Source organism: Aeromonas sp. sif2416 (assembly GCF_019218665.1).
Taxonomy (GTDB): Bacteria; Pseudomonadota; Gammaproteobacteria; order Enterobacterales; family Aeromonadaceae; genus Aeromonas; species Aeromonas encheleia.
Genome location: NZ_JAHUXC010000008.1, coordinates 191894 through 206530, shown reverse-complemented (window position 1 = coordinate 206530; position 14637 = coordinate 191894). Strand labels below are relative to the sequence as shown.

Genomic DNA, 14637 nt, shown 5'->3' with positions numbered 1-14637 from the left:
CGAACTCAGAAGTGAAACGCGGTAGCGCCGATGGTAGTGTGGCATTCGCCATGCGAGAGTAGGACACTGCCAGGCACCCAATTGAAGAAGCCCGCTCAATCGAGCGGGCTTTTTTATTGCCTGAAATTGGCCGTTTGCGTCTGATGCGCGGCCAATCCATATACTGCTTCCTGCCTTTATCTGCCTTTATCTGCCTTTATCTGCACAAGGCAGTGCCATATTGACCACCCCATCTTCCAGCTGGATGTCGATCTGAAAACCCAGCCGCTTGGCCAGATTGATCATGCCGCGATTGCTGGGCATGGTCATGCCGGAGAGCTGGCCGATGCCACGCTCTCTGGCGTAGCGCACTATCTTCTCCATCATCAGCTTGCCCAGCCCTAGCCCCTTCAGATCTGAACGGATCAGGATGGCAAATTCCGCATCGGACAGGTCTGGGTTGGAGATGGCGCGCACCACCCCCAGGATCTGCTGGTTGAAGGCGCCATCCTGCCCTACGGCGACGAAGGCCATCTCCCGGTCGTAGTCGATCTGGGTCATGCGGGCCAGCTCTTCATGGCCCAGTTCCCCTACATCGGCGAAGAAACGCTTGTACCTGTCTTCATCGGAGACCTTGAGCACGAACTGCTTGTGGGCAGGCTCGTCCTCCGGCCGGATTGGGCGCAGCAGGACATGGCTCTGATCCTTGAGCCAGGCCCCCTCTTCCAGCTCGGTGGGATAGGGGCGAATGGCCAAGGGGGGTGCCTGCTGGCCCTCCGCCAGCAAGACGAGCCTGGCATCCAGGATCACCATCTCGTCGGCGCAGGCCTGCAGTGGATGCAGGTCCAGTTCCTGGATCTCGGGGAAGGCCAGCAGCAGCTCCGACAGCTGACACAGTACCCGGCCGAGGGCATCGATATCGAGCCGTGCCGGACTGGCTTGCTCGCGGATCTTGCCCTGCTTGAGGGCGCCGATGATCTGGTAGCGGGCCAGCGCCTGGTTGAGCGGCGGCAGGGCGGCGACCATCTCGTGTGGCGCGGCGCCGGATTCACCGAGCAGGATGACGGGGCCGAAGACGGGATCCTGCTGCAGGCGGATGCGCAGCTCGATTCCACCGCTGCGTTTTGCCATGCGCTGCACCAGCAACCCTTCGATGCGGGCCCCCGGATCGTGCTGACGGACCCGGTCCAGGATGGCATCCGCCGCCTGGGCCACCTCGGCCGAGGTGCGCAGGTTCAGCATGACACCGTGTACCTCGGATTTATGGGCGATATCCGGTGAGCGCAGCTTCACGGCCACCGGATAACCGATCTGCTCTGCGGTCAGCGCCGCCTCGATGGCGTCCGAGACGATCCAGGTTGGCAGGGTGGAGAGCCCGGCGGCCTGCATGATGGGGTGAACCAGGTGGGTATCGAGCACCCGTTGCTTGCGATCCAGCGCCTGCCGGATCAGTTGCTGGCAGCGTTCGACATCGAGTTGGCCAGCTTGCAGGGAGGCGGGGGTTTCCATCAGCTGCTTCTGGTTGCGGCGATATTCCACCATGTGCATGAAGGCGGTGACGGCACTCTCCGGGGTGCGATAGGTGGGAATGCCCGCCTCATTGAACAGGCGGCGGCCGGCTTGCGCCGAGTATTCCCCGGCCCAGTTGGTCAGGATGTTGAAACGCCTGGCTCTGGGATGCTGCTTGATAAAGTCGATCAGGTTGCCGGCCAAGGCGGGGCCCCGCGCGGTGAGGGAGGGGGCATGGATCAGCAGGATGGCGTCGGCGCCGTCCCCTTGCAGCAAGGTATCCAGCGCCTGTCGGTAGGCATCGACATCCGCATCGCTGCCGATGTCTTGCGGCGGCATGGCCAGCTTGCCACCGCGCTCCAGCAGCACATCGGCGGCCATGTTGGCCAGCCCACGGCCGTTGGAGAGGATGGCGAGCCGCTCCCCCTTGAGGGTCAAGGAGTGGCTGAGGGTCTCGACGGTGGCAAACAGCTCATGGGTATCCCGTACCCGCAGCATGCCGGCCCGGCGGATGGCTGCGTCGTAGACGTTGTCGAGCCCGTTGGCCGGATCGTGGCGACCGCTCTTGAGCACCAGGATTGGCTTGTTGCGCGAGGCGGCGCGGGCGGCCGAGAGGAAATGGCGGGCGTCGTGCAGCTTGTCCATGTAGATCAGGATGGCGCGGGTCGAGCCGTCGCGGGAGAGCTGATCCAGCAGCTGGCCGAAGTCGATGTCGCAATGATCCCCGAGGGAGACGAAGGCCGAGAAGCCGATCTCCCGCTGCTTGGCCCAGTCGAGGATGGTGGTGCTGACCGCCGCCGACTGGGAGAGGAAGGCCACCTGCCCTGGGGTGGCGGCGATGGGAGAGAAGCTGGCGTTGATGCCCTGTCCCGGCAAGAGCATGCCCATGCTGTTGGGGCCAAGCAGGCGGATGCCGTATTGGCGGCACAGCCTCTGCAACTGATGGCGATCCTCGGCGGAGAACTGGGCGGCCAGTATGATGGCGGCGCCGGTGCCCTTCTTGCCGAGCTCCTCGATGAGTGGCAGTACCCGCTCGCGCCGGGTGCAGACGATGGCAAGGTCGGGGGACAGCGGCAGGCTGGCGATATCGGGATAGGCGAGCACGCCGGCGATGGCCTGGCTGTGGGGGCTGACCGGCAGTATGGGGCCCTTGAACTGGCCCGCGAGCAGGTGCCTGATCACCACATGACCCGCCTTCTGCGGGTCGGTCGAGGCGCCGATGACGGCAATCGATTGGGGTTTGAAGAGCCGATCCAGGCCGCTTGGTTTCATGGGCACTCCTCATGGCGACCCCCGGAGGCGAGGGTGACGGATGGTGCCAGTCTAATACGCTTTCAGGGTATGTTCTGTGACCGATTGCGGATCATGACCGGACCAGAGCGTTGGCTCTCAGGTAGAACCGCAGTTCCCCCTGAATGCGCCTGATGGTGGCCAGGTGCCGATCCTGCAGATAGATCTCCTGCTCCCGATCGAGCGGGCAACGGCGGACGCCAAGGCTCTGCAGATACTCTTCAAACAGGATGGACCCCTTGATCTCGACAAGATGCTGGCTCACGGCGTGCTCCTCTGTGGCTGATGTGCTTGTCGGGCAAGTCTCCGCTCTTAGCGGGCACTTTCCTACTGACACATCTGACACCTGATAGGAGCACCATCCCGTCTGCGCTTGCCGGGCCTGAGTCCTCCCTCAGCGCAGGGTGTGGCCGCGGGCAGTGTCCCAGAAGGCGCGGATCAGCGGCTCTTCCAGCCGCTTCTTGAGCACGGCGATGCCCACATCGAACGGTTTGAGGGCTGGCTTGGGTTCGACGATGCGCACCTTGTCCCCCATGGGGCTGTGATCGATCACGGCGGCAGGCACCAGACCCACCCCGAAGCCGAGCGCCACCATGGCGACTATGCCCTCATTGCCGGCGACCTCGGCATAGATGTTGGGGGCTATGCCCTTGTTGCGAAACCACTGGTCACAGCGTTTGCGGGCCAGCCCCTGCTCGGAGAGGATCAGCGGCAGCCGCTCCCAGTCGGGTTCTCCCTGCAAAAACCACTGGTTGGGTTGAGGCGGGTTGCGTGGGGCGATGAACACCAACGGTACCTGCTGCAGGCTGGCAAACTCCAGCTTGGCGGAGAGCGCATCCGGCCGCGCAGCGATGGCGAGATCGGCCTCGTCGGCCAGGATCTTGTCCACCGCCAGCGCCGGGTCGCCGGTCTCCAGCTTGATCTCCAGCTGGGGATAGCGGCGACGAAAGCGCTCCAGCACCTCGGGCAGCAGAAAGTAGCTGGCGGTGACCGAGCAGAACACCCGCAGCCGCCCTTGCAGCGGTTCGTCGCTGCGTTTGAGCTCCTGCTTGAGCTGACGCCACTCCTGCAACAGGCCGCCGCCGAACTCCCGTAGCTTCTCGCCAGCGGGGGTTAATCGCACCGAGCGGTTGTCTCGATCGAACAGCACGCAGCCGGTCTCCTGCTCCAGTCGCTGGATGGCACGGCTCAGGGTGGAGGGGCTGACCGCCATGGCATCGGCGCTCTTGCCGAAGTGGAGTGAGTCGGCGAGGTGGAGAAACAGCTCGAGATTGCGAAGATCCATCTTTCATTCCTGCAACGGCATCGGGTGCCGAATTGTTCAGCTCAGGCAACAACTCCCCCGGCGCTCTTGCCGAACTGGGGGATAAGTCGCCTGAGATTGCGCAGAATCATCTTTCAATTTCTGCAACGTACTGTTCCGAATATATCAGTTCAGGCAATAAGTGTCCCGCGCTATAGTGGTTCAGACAACGCCGCCATCCGGCATGGAATCAATCGAACGGAGCAATCACCATGGCTAATTATTTCAACACCCTGAACCTGCGTCAGCAGTTGGCCCAGCTGGGCAAGTGTCGTTTCATGCAGCGCGAAGAGTTCGCTGACGGTTGTGCGGCGCTCAAGGGCAAGAAGGTGGTGATTGTGGGTTGTGGCGCCCAGGGTCTGAACCAGGGCCTGAACATGCGCGACTCCGGGCTGGACATCTCCTACGCCCTGCGCAAGGCCGCCATCACCGAGAAACGTGCCTCCTGGCAGAAGGCGACCGACAACGGCTTCGTGGTCGGCACCTATGAAGAGCTGATCCCGAGCGCGGATCTGGTGCTGAACCTGACTCCGGACAAGCAGCACGCCGACGTGGTGAAAACCGTGATGCCGCTGATGAAGCAGGGCGCGGCCCTGGGTTACTCCCACGGCTTCAACGTGGTGGAAGAGGGTCAACAGATCCGCGCCGACATCACAGTGGTCATGGTCGCTCCCAAGTGCCCGGGTACCGAGGTGCGTGAAGAGTACAAGCGTGGCTTCGGCGTGCCGACCCTGCTCGCGGTGCACCCGGAGAACGATCCCCAGGGTGAGGGCATGGCCATCGCCAAGGCCTGGGCCTCCGCCACCGGCGGCGATCGCGCCGGGGTGCTGGAATCCTCCTTCGTGGCGGAAGTGAAATCCGACCTGATGGGCGAGCAGACCATCTTGTGCGGCATGCTGCAGGCCGGCTCCCTGCTGTGCTATGACAAGCTGGTCGCCGAGGGGACGGATCCGGCCTACGCCGGCAAGCTGATCCAGTTCGGCTGGGAGACCATCACCGAGGCCCTGAAGCAGGGTGGTATCAGCCTGATGATGGACCGCCTCTCCAACCCGGCCAAACTGCGTGCCTTCGAGCTGTCCGAGCAGCTGCGCACCCTGATGCGTCCGCTGTTCGAGAAGCACATGGATGACATCATCGCCGGTGAGTTCTCCCGCGGCATGATGGCCGACTGGGCCGAGGACGACGCCAAGCTGTTCGGCTGGCGCGAAGAGACCGGCAAGTCCGCCTTCGAGAATGCCCCGGCTTATGCGGGCAAGATCGCCGAGCAGGAGTACTTCGACAACGGCGTGGTCATGGTGGCCATGGTCAAGGCAGGGGTGGAGCTGGCGTTCGAGACCATGGTGGCCTCCGGCATCTATGAAGAGTCCGCCTACTACGAATCCCTGCACGAGCTGCCGCTCATCGCCAACACCGTTGCTCGCAAGCGTCTGTATGAGATGAACGTGGTGATCTCGGATACCGCCGAATACGGCAACTACCTGTTCGCCAACGCCGCCGTGCCCTTGCTGCGCGAGCGCTTCATGCCGACCCTGCAGGCCGGCGATCTGGGCAGCTCCCGCGCCGAGAGCAAGGGGATCGACAACCAAGCCTTGCTGGCCGCCAACGAGGCGACCCGTAGCCACCCCATCGAGCAGATCGGCCAGACCCTGCGTGGCTACATGAAGGACATGAAACGTATCGCGGTCGGTGGCTAAGCCTCAGGTCTGCGCGGCAAGGGCGGGGGTGACGATCCCCGCTTGCTGGCTGGCTTAGACACCTGGCCAGGTTCCCGGAGTATGCAAACAAGCCGGTTATCGGCCACAAAAAAGCCCCGCTCATCGAGCGGGGCTTTTTTATTCAGGCAAGCACCGGAAATCAGGCTTTCCAGGCTTTCCAGGTGTTGATCAGGCCGTTGGTGGAGCAGTCGTGGCTGCTGACCGCCGCCTCGGTGTTGAGCTCAGGCAGGATCTTGTTGGCCAGCTGTTTGCCCAGCTCCACGCCCCACTGATCGAAGCTGAAGATGTTCAGGATGGCGCCCTGCACGAAGATCTTGTGCTCGTACATGGCGATCAGGGCACCCAGCGTCTTCGGGGTCAGGCTCTTGAACAGTATGCTGTTGGTCGGGCGGTTGCCTTCGAACACCTTGAACGGTACCAGATCCTTGACCTGCTCCAGCGTCTTGCCGGCGGCCAGGAACTCGGCCTCGACCTGTTCCTTGCTCTTGCCGAAGGCCAGCGCCTCAGTCTGGGCGAAGAAGTTCGCCAGCAGTTTCGGATGGTGGTCGCCGATGGGGTTGTGGCTGATGGCCGGGGCCAGGAAGTCACAGGGGATCAGCTTGGTGCCCTGGTGGATCAGCTGATAGAAGGCGTGCTGGCCGTTGGTGCCCGGCTCACCCCAGATGATGGGGCCGGTCTGGTAGTCCACCGGCTTGCCGTTGCGATCCACCTGCTTGCCGTTGGACTCCATGTTGCCCTGCTGGAAGTAGGCAGGGAAGCGGTGCATGTACTGATCGTACGGCAGTATGGCCTCGGACTCTGCGCCATAAAAGTTGTTGTACCAGAGGCCGATCAGCGCCAGCAACACAGGTACGTTTTGCTCATAGGAGGCGGTGGCGAAGTGCATGTCCATCTCGAAGGCGCCTTGCAGCAGGGCCTCGAAATTCTCGAAACCGACCGACAGGGCGATGGGCATGCCGATGGCTGACCAGGAGGAGTAACGGCCGCCGACCCAGTCCCAGAACTCGAACATGTTCGCGGTGTCGATGCCGAACTCGGCCACGGCCTTGCCGTTGGTGGAGAGCGCGGCGAAGTGTTTGGCGACGTGGGCCTTGTCACCGGCGATCTTGATGAACCAGTCGCGGGCGGTCAGGGCGTTGGTCATGGTCTCCTGGGTGGTGAAGGTCTTGGAGGCCACCAGGAACAGGGTGGTTTCCGGATCGATCTTCTTCAGGGTCTCGGCGATGTGGGTGCCATCGACGTTGGAGACGAAATGCATCTGCAGGTGGTTTTTGTACGGGCGCAGTGCCTCGGTAATCATCACGGGGCCGAGGTCAGAGCCACCGATACCGATGTTGACCACATGCTGGATCGCCTTGCCGGTATAACCCTTCCACTCGCCTCCGATTACCTTCTCGCAGAAGCCCTTCATCTTGGCCAGCACGGCGTTCACTTCCGGCATCACGTCCTTGCCATCGCACTCGATCGGGCGATCGGAGCGGTTGCGCAGGGCCACGTGCAGCACGGAGCGCCCCTCGGTCATGTTGATCTTGTCGCCGTTGAACATGGCGTCGATGGCGCTGCGCAGGTCGGTCTCTTTGGCCAGATCCACCAGCAGCTTGAGGGTCTCTTCGGTGATCAGGTTCTTGGAGTAGTCGACCAGGATGTCACCGCCGAAGGTGAGGGAGAACTTGTCGAAACGCTGGGGATCCTGTGCGAACAGATCCTTGAGCCGGGTCTCTTTGTGAGCCGCGAAGTGGGTTTCCAGGGCCTGCCAGGCCTTGGTCTGGGTTGGATTGATGTTTTTCATAGGATTCCTGAGATTCCAAGTTGTGTTTGAACCTTGCAGGCAAGGCTCCCGCCAAACCTTATTATTCGAACATTATACCGAGCCCTGCGTGTGGCCCGTGTAACAGAGCTTTACCAATTGTCTGTCATCGAAGGAGTTTACATCCAAAACGCTGCGATTATGAGTCAGCAGGGGCCATCAGATCTTGCGCTTGCGCATGCTTCCCCGGCCTCGTCCGGCTGAAAGGGCTTTCAGTGCAGGGTGTGGGCAGATCGGCCTTGCCTCCGCTTCAAAGCAGGCATGGAGAGGCATCTTCCCGTCTATTTTATGAGCAAACGCAACTTTACCCCGCCAACGGCTGGTTATCATCTGAGCCAGATGGACGAGTCTCCCAGGGATGGCCAATGTTGTTGGAACGAGGAGATCGACATGAAACGCGCTTTATCCCTGTTTGCCCTTAGCCTGATCGCCACCGGCCTCATCGGCCTGCTGACCCTGGTGCTGACCAGCGCCGCCCCGACCCTGGAGATGCGGGTGCTGGCCGTGATGGCTGCCGTGTTGGGAGGCTATGTGCTGGTGCAGCCGCTGCTCAACCGGGTGCCCGCCGGCTGGTGTGAGGGCTTGTGGGCCCGAGGTCGCGGGCGATAGCCTTATCTCCGGCCCCGGTGGCCGGATTTTTTATGGCCACGCCCGGGACCCGGAAACGACAATGCCAGCCCGGAGGCTGGCATTGTCGTCATCAGGTCTGGATTCAGGCCTGGGATTTTTGCATGTGCATGACCATCTGCGGGAAGGGGATCTCGACGCCTTCGGCATCGAAGGCCAGCTTCACCTTCTCGTGGAAGTCGAACCAGACACCCCAGTAGTCGGCGGTCTTGACCCAGGGGCGCACCACTATGTTGACCGCGGAGTCGGCCAGGGCGGCGACGGCGATGACGGCTTCCGGATCCTTCAGGATGCGCGGCTCCTCGTTGACCAGTTGCTCCAGGATCTGCTTGGCCTTGCGCAGGTCAGAGCCGTAGCCGATGCCGAAGGTCATGTCGACCCGACGGGTATCCATGCGGGAGTAGTTGACTATGGTGCCGTTGAGGATGGCGGAGTTCGGCACCACCACCATCTTGTTGTCGCCGGAGGTGAGGGTGGTGGTGAACAGTTGCACCGACTGCACCACACCCGCGGTGCCGGCCACTTCGATGAACTCGCCCGCCTTGATGGGGCGGAAGATGATCAGCAGGAAACCGGCGGCAAAGTTGGAGAGGGAGCCTTGCAGCGCCAGACCGATGGCCAGGCCGGCGGCACCTATGATGGCGACGAAGGAGGCGGTCTGTACCCCGACCCGGCCGAGGGCGGCGATCACCACGAACACCAGGATGGTGTACTTGAGGATGCTGCCGACGAAGTGGGTCACGGTAGTATCCAGCTTGCGGGTATGCATCACCTTGACCACGCCACCGCTGAGGATGTTGGCGGCGATATAACCGATCAGCAGGGTGAGCAGAGCGGCGGCTATGTTGACCGCATACTCGATGATCAGCCCCTGGTTATTGGTCAACCAGGTCTGTGCTTCTGTGATGATCTCGGGTTCCATAGGATATCCTGTTGGTATAAAGGTTTATGGCGCATGAATCTAACACCGGGACGCGACAACCTGGGTCGCATCTGGTGCTTATTTTGTGCCATAGAAAGCTGCCACAAAAAACAAGGGAGGCCAAGGCCTCCCTCTTTGTTCAATCCCGGCTGGCTCAGCTTTGCAGCAGCTGGCTGCGCATGAACTGCCACTGGTCCTCGAACCCGGCGGTGGGTTTGAGTTTGAACTCGCGGAGCGGACGCATTGGTCGATCCGCCCCTCTGGCTCAACTTTGCAGTAGCTGGCTGCGCATGAATTGCCACTGATCTTCAAACCCGGCGGTGGGTTTGAGTTTGAACTCGGAGCGGACAAACTGGCTGATCCGCCCCTCGGCATAGGCCAGCAGCAGGTTGGCCAGCATGGTCTCGTCGAGCTGGAAACCCTGGCCTTCCCGCAGCCGCTTCTCGCGCAGCGCCTGTTTGAGCTGGGTCTCCAGCTTGTCGAACAGGGTGCTGATGCGATCTCGCAGCCGATCGTGCTCGCCCAGCAGGGCATCGCCGTTGAGGATGCGGGTGATGCCGGGATTGCGCTCGGCGAACACCAGCAGCAGCTGCAAGATGTGGTGGCAGCGGGCCATGGTGTCCTTCTCCTCGGCCATGATCAGGTTGACCCGTGACAGCAGGGAATCCTCGATAAAGTCGATCAGCCCCTCGAACATCCGCGCCTTGCTGGGAAAATGTCGATAGAGGGCGGCCTCGGACACGCCCACCTCGGCCGCCAGGCGGGCCGTGGTGATGCGCTGGCCCGGGCTGCTTTCCAGCATATGGGCGAGTGCCTGCAGGATCTGATCGCGCCGACTCTGTTTCTGGTTACTGCTTGCCATGGATTCCCCTAAAAAAAACAATGGCTTGATTCCGTTATTAGGCACCGGTCACGAGGACAGGTGTGGTCTGTTATTGGCGACCAGAAGAACCAAACCCGCCTTCACCCCGTTCACTCTGATTGAATTCGTCGACCAGCTGGAAGCTGGCCTGCACCACCGGCAGGATCACCAGCTGGGCGATGCGCTCGCCGGGCTGCATGGTGAAGCTGTCGTTGCCGCGATTCCAGACCGAGACCATCAGCTGGCCCTGGTAGTCGGAATCGATGAGGCCGACCAGGTTGCCGAGCACTATGCCGTGCTTATGGCCGAGGCCGGAGCGGGGCAGTATGGTGGCGCACAGGCCCGGATCCTGGATGTGGATGGCGAGCCCGGTCGGCACCAGGCTGGTGTCCCCCGGCGCCAGGGTCAGCGGCGCATCCAGCAGGGCGCGCAGATCCATGCCGGCAGAACCCGGTGTGGCGTAGGCAGGCAGCGGGAATTCGGTGCCGATGCGGGCATCCAGGATTTTCAGTTCAATTTGTGTGTTCATGAATCGTTCGTTTTCAATGAGTGCTTGTGTGGACGCCCAGAATTTTCAATGCAATCTGCGCCGTCATGAATCTTTCGTCAGTTGGAATGGGCCGGGGCTCAGGGTCGATAGTGGCGTGCAATCAGGGCAACAAGATGACGAGCCAGCGTCAACTTATCGGCCAGGGGCAGGGTGGCTTGACCCCCTTGCCAGAAGACGGTCAGGGCATTGTCATCGGCATTGAAGCCTTGGCCTGCGCGGGACACGTCGTTGGCGGCGATCATATCCAGCCGTTTTCGCTGCAGTTTATCGAGGGCGTATTGTTCCACATCCACGGTTTCGGCGGCAAATCCGACGGTGAAGGGCTTGTTCGGCAGCGCCCCCACGGCGGCGATGATGTCGGGGTTCTTGACCAGGGTCAGCAGCATCTGGTCGTTGTCACCGGTCTTCTTGATCTTCTGGTTGGCGACCCGTTCCGGGCGATAGTCCGCCACGGCGGCGCAGCCGATGAAGAGGTCGCACTCGGCCACCCGGATCATCACCGCCTGATGCATCTGCTCGGCGCTCTCCACCTCGACCCGCGCTACCCCCTGAGGGGCGGCCAGGGTGACCGGGCCGCTCACCAGCGTCACCTCGGCGCCCGCCTCACGGGCGGCGCGGGCGATGGCATAGCCCATCTTGCCGGAGCTGTGGTTGCTGATGTAGCGCACCGGATCCAGTGCCTCGCGGGTCGGCCCGGCGGTGAGCAGCAGCCTGACGCCCGCCAGCAGCGGCTCGGCGGCCAGCTGCTGGCAGCAGCGTTCGACCAGCTCGAGGGGATCCAGCATCCGGCCTGGGCCGACATCACCACAGGCCTGGCTGCCGGAGTCCGGCCCCCACAGCAGGATGCCACGGCTGGCCAGGGTATCGAGGTTGGCCTGAGTGGCGGCGTTGCGATACATCTGCTGGTTCATGGCCGGGGCCAGCGCCACCGGTGCCGGCGTCGCGAGGCAGAGGGTGGTCAGCAGCTCGTCCGCCATGCCGGCGGCCATGCGCGCCATCAGGTTGGCGCTGGCGGGGGCGATCAGCACCAGATCGGCCCACTTGGCCAGCTCGATGTGGCCCATGCCCGCCTCGGCGGCGGGATCCAGCAGGCTGTCGGCGACCGGGTGGCCGGAGACCGCCTGCAGGGTCAGCGGGGTGATGAACTCCTTGGCGGAGCGGGTCATCACCACGCGAACCTCGGCCCCCTGATCTTTCAGGCGGCGTACCAGTTCGGCACTCTTGTAGGCGGCGATCCCGCCACTGACACCCAACAGGATGCGTTTATCGGCCAATCTCATCTGCTGCATCTCTTCCGGCTCACTCTGACTGGTCGGCTAAGATACCACAGGCGACGGGCGACGACAGAGGCTGACATGGGGGAGTTGTGGTCGGGCTCCCGTGATTTTTTGCTATGGTTTCTCTCAATAGGGATGAGGGAGAGACAAATGAGCATCAAGGAGTGGCCGGAGGAGGAACGCCCGAGAGAGAAGCTGTTGCGGCGGGGGGCCGGGGTGTTGTCCGATGCCGAATTGCTGGCCATCTTCCTGCGCACCGGGGTCAACGGACTGAGCGCGGTAGACCTCTCCCGCCAGCTGTTGCAGCAGTTTGGCTCGCTGCGGGCACTGCTCGGCGCCGAGCAGCAGAGCTTCTGCAACGCCCACGGACTGGGGCCGGCCAAGTACGCCCAGTTGCAGGCGGTGCTGGAGATGGGCAAGCGCCATCTGGCCGAGCAGTTGCAACGGGGAGATGCGCTCACCTCGCCCCAGCTGACCCGGGATTATCTGCAGGCCCAGCTGCGGGATAGACCGCGGGAGGTGTTCGCCCTGTTGCTGCTCGATAACCAGCATAGAGTCATTCAATTCGTTGAACTTTTCTACGGTACCCTCGATTCGGCGAGCGTCTGGCCCAGAGAAATCGTGCAGATCGCGCTCAAACATAATGCAGCCGCCGTGATTCTGGCGCATAATCACCCGTCCGGCGTAGCCGAGCCCAGTCGGGCCGACCGCCAACTCACGGATCGGATCTTGGCCGCCTTGGCCCTGATCGATATCAGAGTGCTGGATCACTTGGTGATCGGTGATGGCATCACGGTTTCTTTCGCAGAGCGTGGTTGGTTGTAACTGGGCTCTGGCACTGTATTAGTTGATCTTTGATCACGGATGCTGTATAAAATGCCGCCTTCTGTTTGCCCCGCAATCGAAGGCCAGCGGGGCAGATATTTGCTCGAGCAATAATGAAGTAAGATTTGGAGAGACTGACATGTCTAGAGTATGCCAAGTAACCGGCAAGCGCCCGGCAGTTGGTAACAACCGTTCGCACGCTAACAACGCGACCAAGCGTCGTTTCCTGCCGAACCTGCACACTCACCGTTTTTGGGTTGAGAGTGAAAAACGCTTCGTGAGCCTGCGCGTATCCGCAAAAGGCATGCGTATCATCGACAAGCGCGGCGTTGAAGTGGTTCTGGCTGAACTGCGTGCCAGCGGCGTTAAGGTATAAGGAATTAGATCATGGCTAAAGGTATTCGCGATAAGATTCGTCTGAACTCCAGCGCCGGTACTGGTCACTTCTATACCACTACCAAGAACAAGCGCACCATGCCCGAAAAAATGGAGATCAAAAAGTTTGATCCCGTGATTCGTCAGCATGTGATCTACAAGGAAGGCAAAATCAAGTAATTACTTGATGCTGCATTCCCAAAAGCCCGGCTTCGTGCCGGGTTTTTTTATGGCCGTAATTCAGTACACTGCCGGTTGGAACGGAGGCTTGTCATGTTCAAATTGAGCCGTAAAGGCTGGAATAACGTGATCATCGTGGTGGTGCTGATCGTGATCACCCTGCTGCACCGGCTGGAGCAGGCCCAGCAGGAGAACAGCGCCCAACGGCCGCGGCCCCTGTTGCCGGACGCCGCCGTGGTGCTGACCTGGCAAGGCCCGAGCTGGCAGATAGAGCGCATCGGCCAGGGCTGGCGCAGCGGGCCGGATCTGGGGCTGAGCAGCGCCCAGCTGGCCGCCCATATCGAGGCGTGGCAAGGCTGGTTGCTGCCACCCGGCGGCGCCGTGCGCGGCACCCCGGTCACCCTCAAGGTGTGGATCGCCGGCCAGAGCGATCCGATCGAGCTGGGGCTCTATCAGGACAGCGGCAAGTTTGCCGCCCTGCTGCCCCCCTCAACCTGGCTCAGCCTGAGCCAGGCGCAATACCGCAGCCTGCTGCGGCCAACCCCCTGATCCACACTCATTAGCGTGAGAGCCATTTATGCCTGAATTACCGGAAGTCGAAGTCAGCCGCCAGGGTATCTCCCCCTGGCTCACCGGCATCAAGGTGACGCGCGTGGTGGTGCGGGACGGGCGCTTGCGCTGGCCGGTGCCCGGCGAGATCCAGGAGCTGGTGGATCTGTGCATCAACCGGGTCAGCCGCCGCGCCAAGTACCTGCTGCTGGAGACCGACTTCGGCACCGCCATCCTGCATCTCGGCATGTCCGGCAGCCTGCGGGTGCTGGACATCGGCACCCCGGCCGAGAAGCACGATCACGTGGATATCGAGCTCGCCAACGGCAAGCTGCTGCGGCTCAACGATCCGCGCCGCTTCGGGGCCCTGCTGTGGACCCGCGAGCCGGCCGAGGCCCATGCGCTGCTGGCCAAACTCGGCCCTGAGCCGCTCACCGAGGCCTTCAGTGCCGAGTACCTGCAGGGGCGCGCCAAGGGGCGCAGCACCAGCATCAAGACCTTCCTGATGGACAATCACGTGGTGGTCGGGGTGGGCAACATCTACGCCAACGAGGCGCTCTATGCCGCCGGCATTCACCCCAAACGGGCCGCGGGCAACATCAGCGCCGAGCGGCTGGCGACCCTGGTGGCCGAGATCAAGCGGGTGCTGGCCGCCGCCATCCAGCAGGGGGGCACCACCCTCAAGGATTTCACCAGCGCCGATGGCAAGCCCGGCTATTTCGTGCAGCAGTTGCAGGTCTATGGCCGCGGCGGCCAGCCCTGCTACCAGTGTCATACCCTGCTCAGCGAAGTGCGGCTGGGGCAGCGCACCACTGTGTTCTGCTCCCATTGCCAGCGCTGATCCGGACCATTTGGGGGTAGACGCGG

Annotated in this window: 15 protein-coding genes; 7 read left to right on the top strand and 8 right to left on the bottom strand. The window is 62.2% G+C overall.

Annotated features, from left to right (window positions below):
• Positions 1-186 precede the first annotated feature (186 nt).
• The 3 genes from KW821_RS15775 to ilvY all read right to left on the bottom strand — a co-directional run bounded on the left by KW821_RS15775 (position 187) and on the right by ilvY (position 4063).
• The gene (locus tag KW821_RS15775; RefSeq protein ID WP_218292107.1) at positions 187-2760 is read right to left on the bottom strand and encodes a bifunctional acetate--CoA ligase family protein/GNAT family N-acetyltransferase; all 2574 of its coding nucleotides are present in this window, start codon (positions 2758-2760) and stop codon (positions 187-189) included.
• Positions 2761-2851: 91 nt separating this feature from the next.
• Positions 2852-3043: a hypothetical protein gene (locus KW821_RS15770; RefSeq protein WP_218292106.1), complete on the bottom strand. Its 192-nt coding sequence runs from the start codon at positions 3041-3043 to the stop codon at positions 2852-2854.
• Positions 3044-3172: 129 nt separating this feature from the next.
• On the bottom strand, positions 3173-4063 hold the full coding sequence (ilvY, locus tag KW821_RS15765; protein WP_218292105.1) for an HTH-type transcriptional activator IlvY: 891 nt from the start codon (positions 4061-4063) through the stop codon (positions 3173-3175).
• 230 nt (positions 4064-4293) lie between these two features.
• On the opposite strand from ilvY, the gene ilvC reads away from it, so the two are divergent.
• The gene (gene ilvC, locus KW821_RS15760) at positions 4294-5775 is read left to right on the top strand and encodes a ketol-acid reductoisomerase (RefSeq protein WP_218292104.1); all 1482 of its coding nucleotides are present in this window, start codon (positions 4294-4296) and stop codon (positions 5773-5775) included.
• A gap of 160 nt (positions 5776-5935) precedes the next feature.
• Here ilvC and pgi read toward each other — a convergent pair whose 3' ends face one another.
• Entirely contained in the window at positions 5936-7585 is a 1650-nt protein-coding gene (gene pgi, locus KW821_RS15755) for a glucose-6-phosphate isomerase (RefSeq protein WP_218292103.1), read from the bottom strand.
• Positions 7586-7993: 408 nt separating this feature from the next.
• Between pgi and KW821_RS15750 the strand changes: the two genes are divergently transcribed.
• Positions 7994-8212 (top strand): holin, encoded by a 219-nt coding sequence (locus tag KW821_RS15750; RefSeq protein ID WP_218292102.1) that lies wholly within the window; start codon positions 7994-7996, stop codon positions 8210-8212.
• Positions 8213-8315: 103 nt separating this feature from the next.
• Here the strand turns inward: KW821_RS15750 and KW821_RS15745 are convergent, their stop codons facing one another.
• From KW821_RS15745 to coaBC, 4 genes are all read right to left on the bottom strand, one after another.
• Entirely contained in the window at positions 8316-9152 is an 837-nt protein-coding gene (locus KW821_RS15745) for a mechanosensitive ion channel domain-containing protein (protein ID WP_218292101.1), read from the bottom strand.
• Positions 9153-9417: 265 nt separating this feature from the next.
• Positions 9418-10014 (bottom strand): nucleoid occlusion factor SlmA, encoded by a 597-nt coding sequence (gene slmA / locus KW821_RS15740; RefSeq protein ID WP_042654462.1) that lies wholly within the window; start codon positions 10012-10014, stop codon positions 9418-9420.
• 70 nt (positions 10015-10084) lie between these two features.
• Positions 10085-10543 (bottom strand): dUTP diphosphatase, encoded by a 459-nt coding sequence (gene dut / locus KW821_RS15735; RefSeq protein WP_042654461.1) that lies wholly within the window; start codon positions 10541-10543, stop codon positions 10085-10087.
• Positions 10544-10641: 98 nt separating this feature from the next.
• Positions 10642-11844 carry a bifunctional phosphopantothenoylcysteine decarboxylase/phosphopantothenate--cysteine ligase CoaBC gene (coaBC, locus tag KW821_RS15730; RefSeq protein ID WP_218292100.1) on the bottom strand — a complete coding sequence of 401 codons (1203 nt, stop codon included), beginning with the start codon at positions 11842-11844 and terminating at the stop codon, positions 10642-10644.
• 147 nt (positions 11845-11991) lie between these two features.
• On the opposite strand from coaBC, the gene radC reads away from it, so the two are divergent.
• From radC to mutM, 5 genes are all read left to right on the top strand, one after another.
• Positions 11992-12666 carry a DNA repair protein RadC gene (radC, locus tag KW821_RS15725; protein WP_218292099.1) on the top strand — a complete coding sequence of 225 codons (675 nt, stop codon included), beginning with the start codon at positions 11992-11994 and terminating at the stop codon, positions 12664-12666.
• Positions 12667-12805: 139 nt separating this feature from the next.
• Positions 12806-13042 (top strand): 50S ribosomal protein L28, encoded by a 237-nt coding sequence (rpmB, locus tag KW821_RS15720; RefSeq protein ID WP_005307492.1) that lies wholly within the window; start codon positions 12806-12808, stop codon positions 13040-13042.
• A gap of 11 nt (positions 13043-13053) precedes the next feature.
• Positions 13054-13221 (top strand): 50S ribosomal protein L33, encoded by a 168-nt coding sequence (gene rpmG, locus KW821_RS15715; protein WP_005323752.1) that lies wholly within the window; start codon positions 13054-13056, stop codon positions 13219-13221.
• A gap of 93 nt (positions 13222-13314) precedes the next feature.
• The gene (locus KW821_RS15710; protein ID WP_218292098.1) at positions 13315-13770 is read left to right on the top strand and encodes a hypothetical protein; all 456 of its coding nucleotides are present in this window, start codon (positions 13315-13317) and stop codon (positions 13768-13770) included.
• Between the two features lie 28 nt (positions 13771-13798).
• On the top strand, positions 13799-14611 hold the full coding sequence (mutM, locus tag KW821_RS15705) for a bifunctional DNA-formamidopyrimidine glycosylase/DNA-(apurinic or apyrimidinic site) lyase (protein WP_218292097.1): 813 nt from the start codon (positions 13799-13801) through the stop codon (positions 14609-14611).
• The last annotated feature ends 26 nt before the right edge of the window (positions 14612-14637 follow it).

Bases quoted from the DNA above. Each gene is read 5' to 3' on its own strand.
- mutM (WP_218292097.1), top strand. From the start codon at position 13,799: ATGCCTGAATTACCGGAAGTCGAAGTCAGCCGCCAGGGTATCTCCCCC.
- radC (WP_218292099.1), top strand. From the start codon at position 11,992: ATGAGCATCAAGGAGTGGCCGGAGGAGGAACGCCCGAGAGAGAAGCTG.
- coaBC (WP_218292100.1), bottom strand. From the start codon at position 11,844: ATGAGATTGGCCGATAAACGCATCCTGTTGGGTGTCAGTGGCGGGATC.
- KW821_RS15750 (WP_218292102.1), top strand. From the start codon at position 7,994: ATGAAACGCGCTTTATCCCTGTTTGCCCTTAGCCTGATCGCCACCGGC.
- KW821_RS15710 (WP_218292098.1), top strand. From the start codon at position 13,315: ATGTTCAAATTGAGCCGTAAAGGCTGGAATAACGTGATCATCGTGGTG.
- KW821_RS15775 (WP_218292107.1), bottom strand. From the start codon at position 2,760: ATGAAACCAAGCGGCCTGGATCGGCTCTTCAAACCCCAATCGATTGCC.
- slmA (WP_042654462.1), bottom strand. From the start codon at position 10,014: ATGGCAAGCAGTAACCAGAAACAGAGTCGGCGCGATCAGATCCTGCAG.
- KW821_RS15745 (WP_218292101.1), bottom strand. From the start codon at position 9,152: ATGGAACCCGAGATCATCACAGAAGCACAGACCTGGTTGACCAATAAC.
- rpmB (WP_005307492.1), top strand. From the start codon at position 12,806: ATGTCTAGAGTATGCCAAGTAACCGGCAAGCGCCCGGCAGTTGGTAAC.
- ilvY (WP_218292105.1), bottom strand. From the start codon at position 4,063: ATGGATCTTCGCAATCTCGAGCTGTTTCTCCACCTCGCCGACTCACTC.
- ilvC (WP_218292104.1), top strand. From the start codon at position 4,294: ATGGCTAATTATTTCAACACCCTGAACCTGCGTCAGCAGTTGGCCCAG.
- rpmG (WP_005323752.1), top strand. From the start codon at position 13,054: ATGGCTAAAGGTATTCGCGATAAGATTCGTCTGAACTCCAGCGCCGGT.
- pgi (WP_218292103.1), bottom strand. From the start codon at position 7,585: ATGAAAAACATCAATCCAACCCAGACCAAGGCCTGGCAGGCCCTGGAA.
- dut (WP_042654461.1), bottom strand. From the start codon at position 10,543: ATGAACACACAAATTGAACTGAAAATCCTGGATGCCCGCATCGGCACC.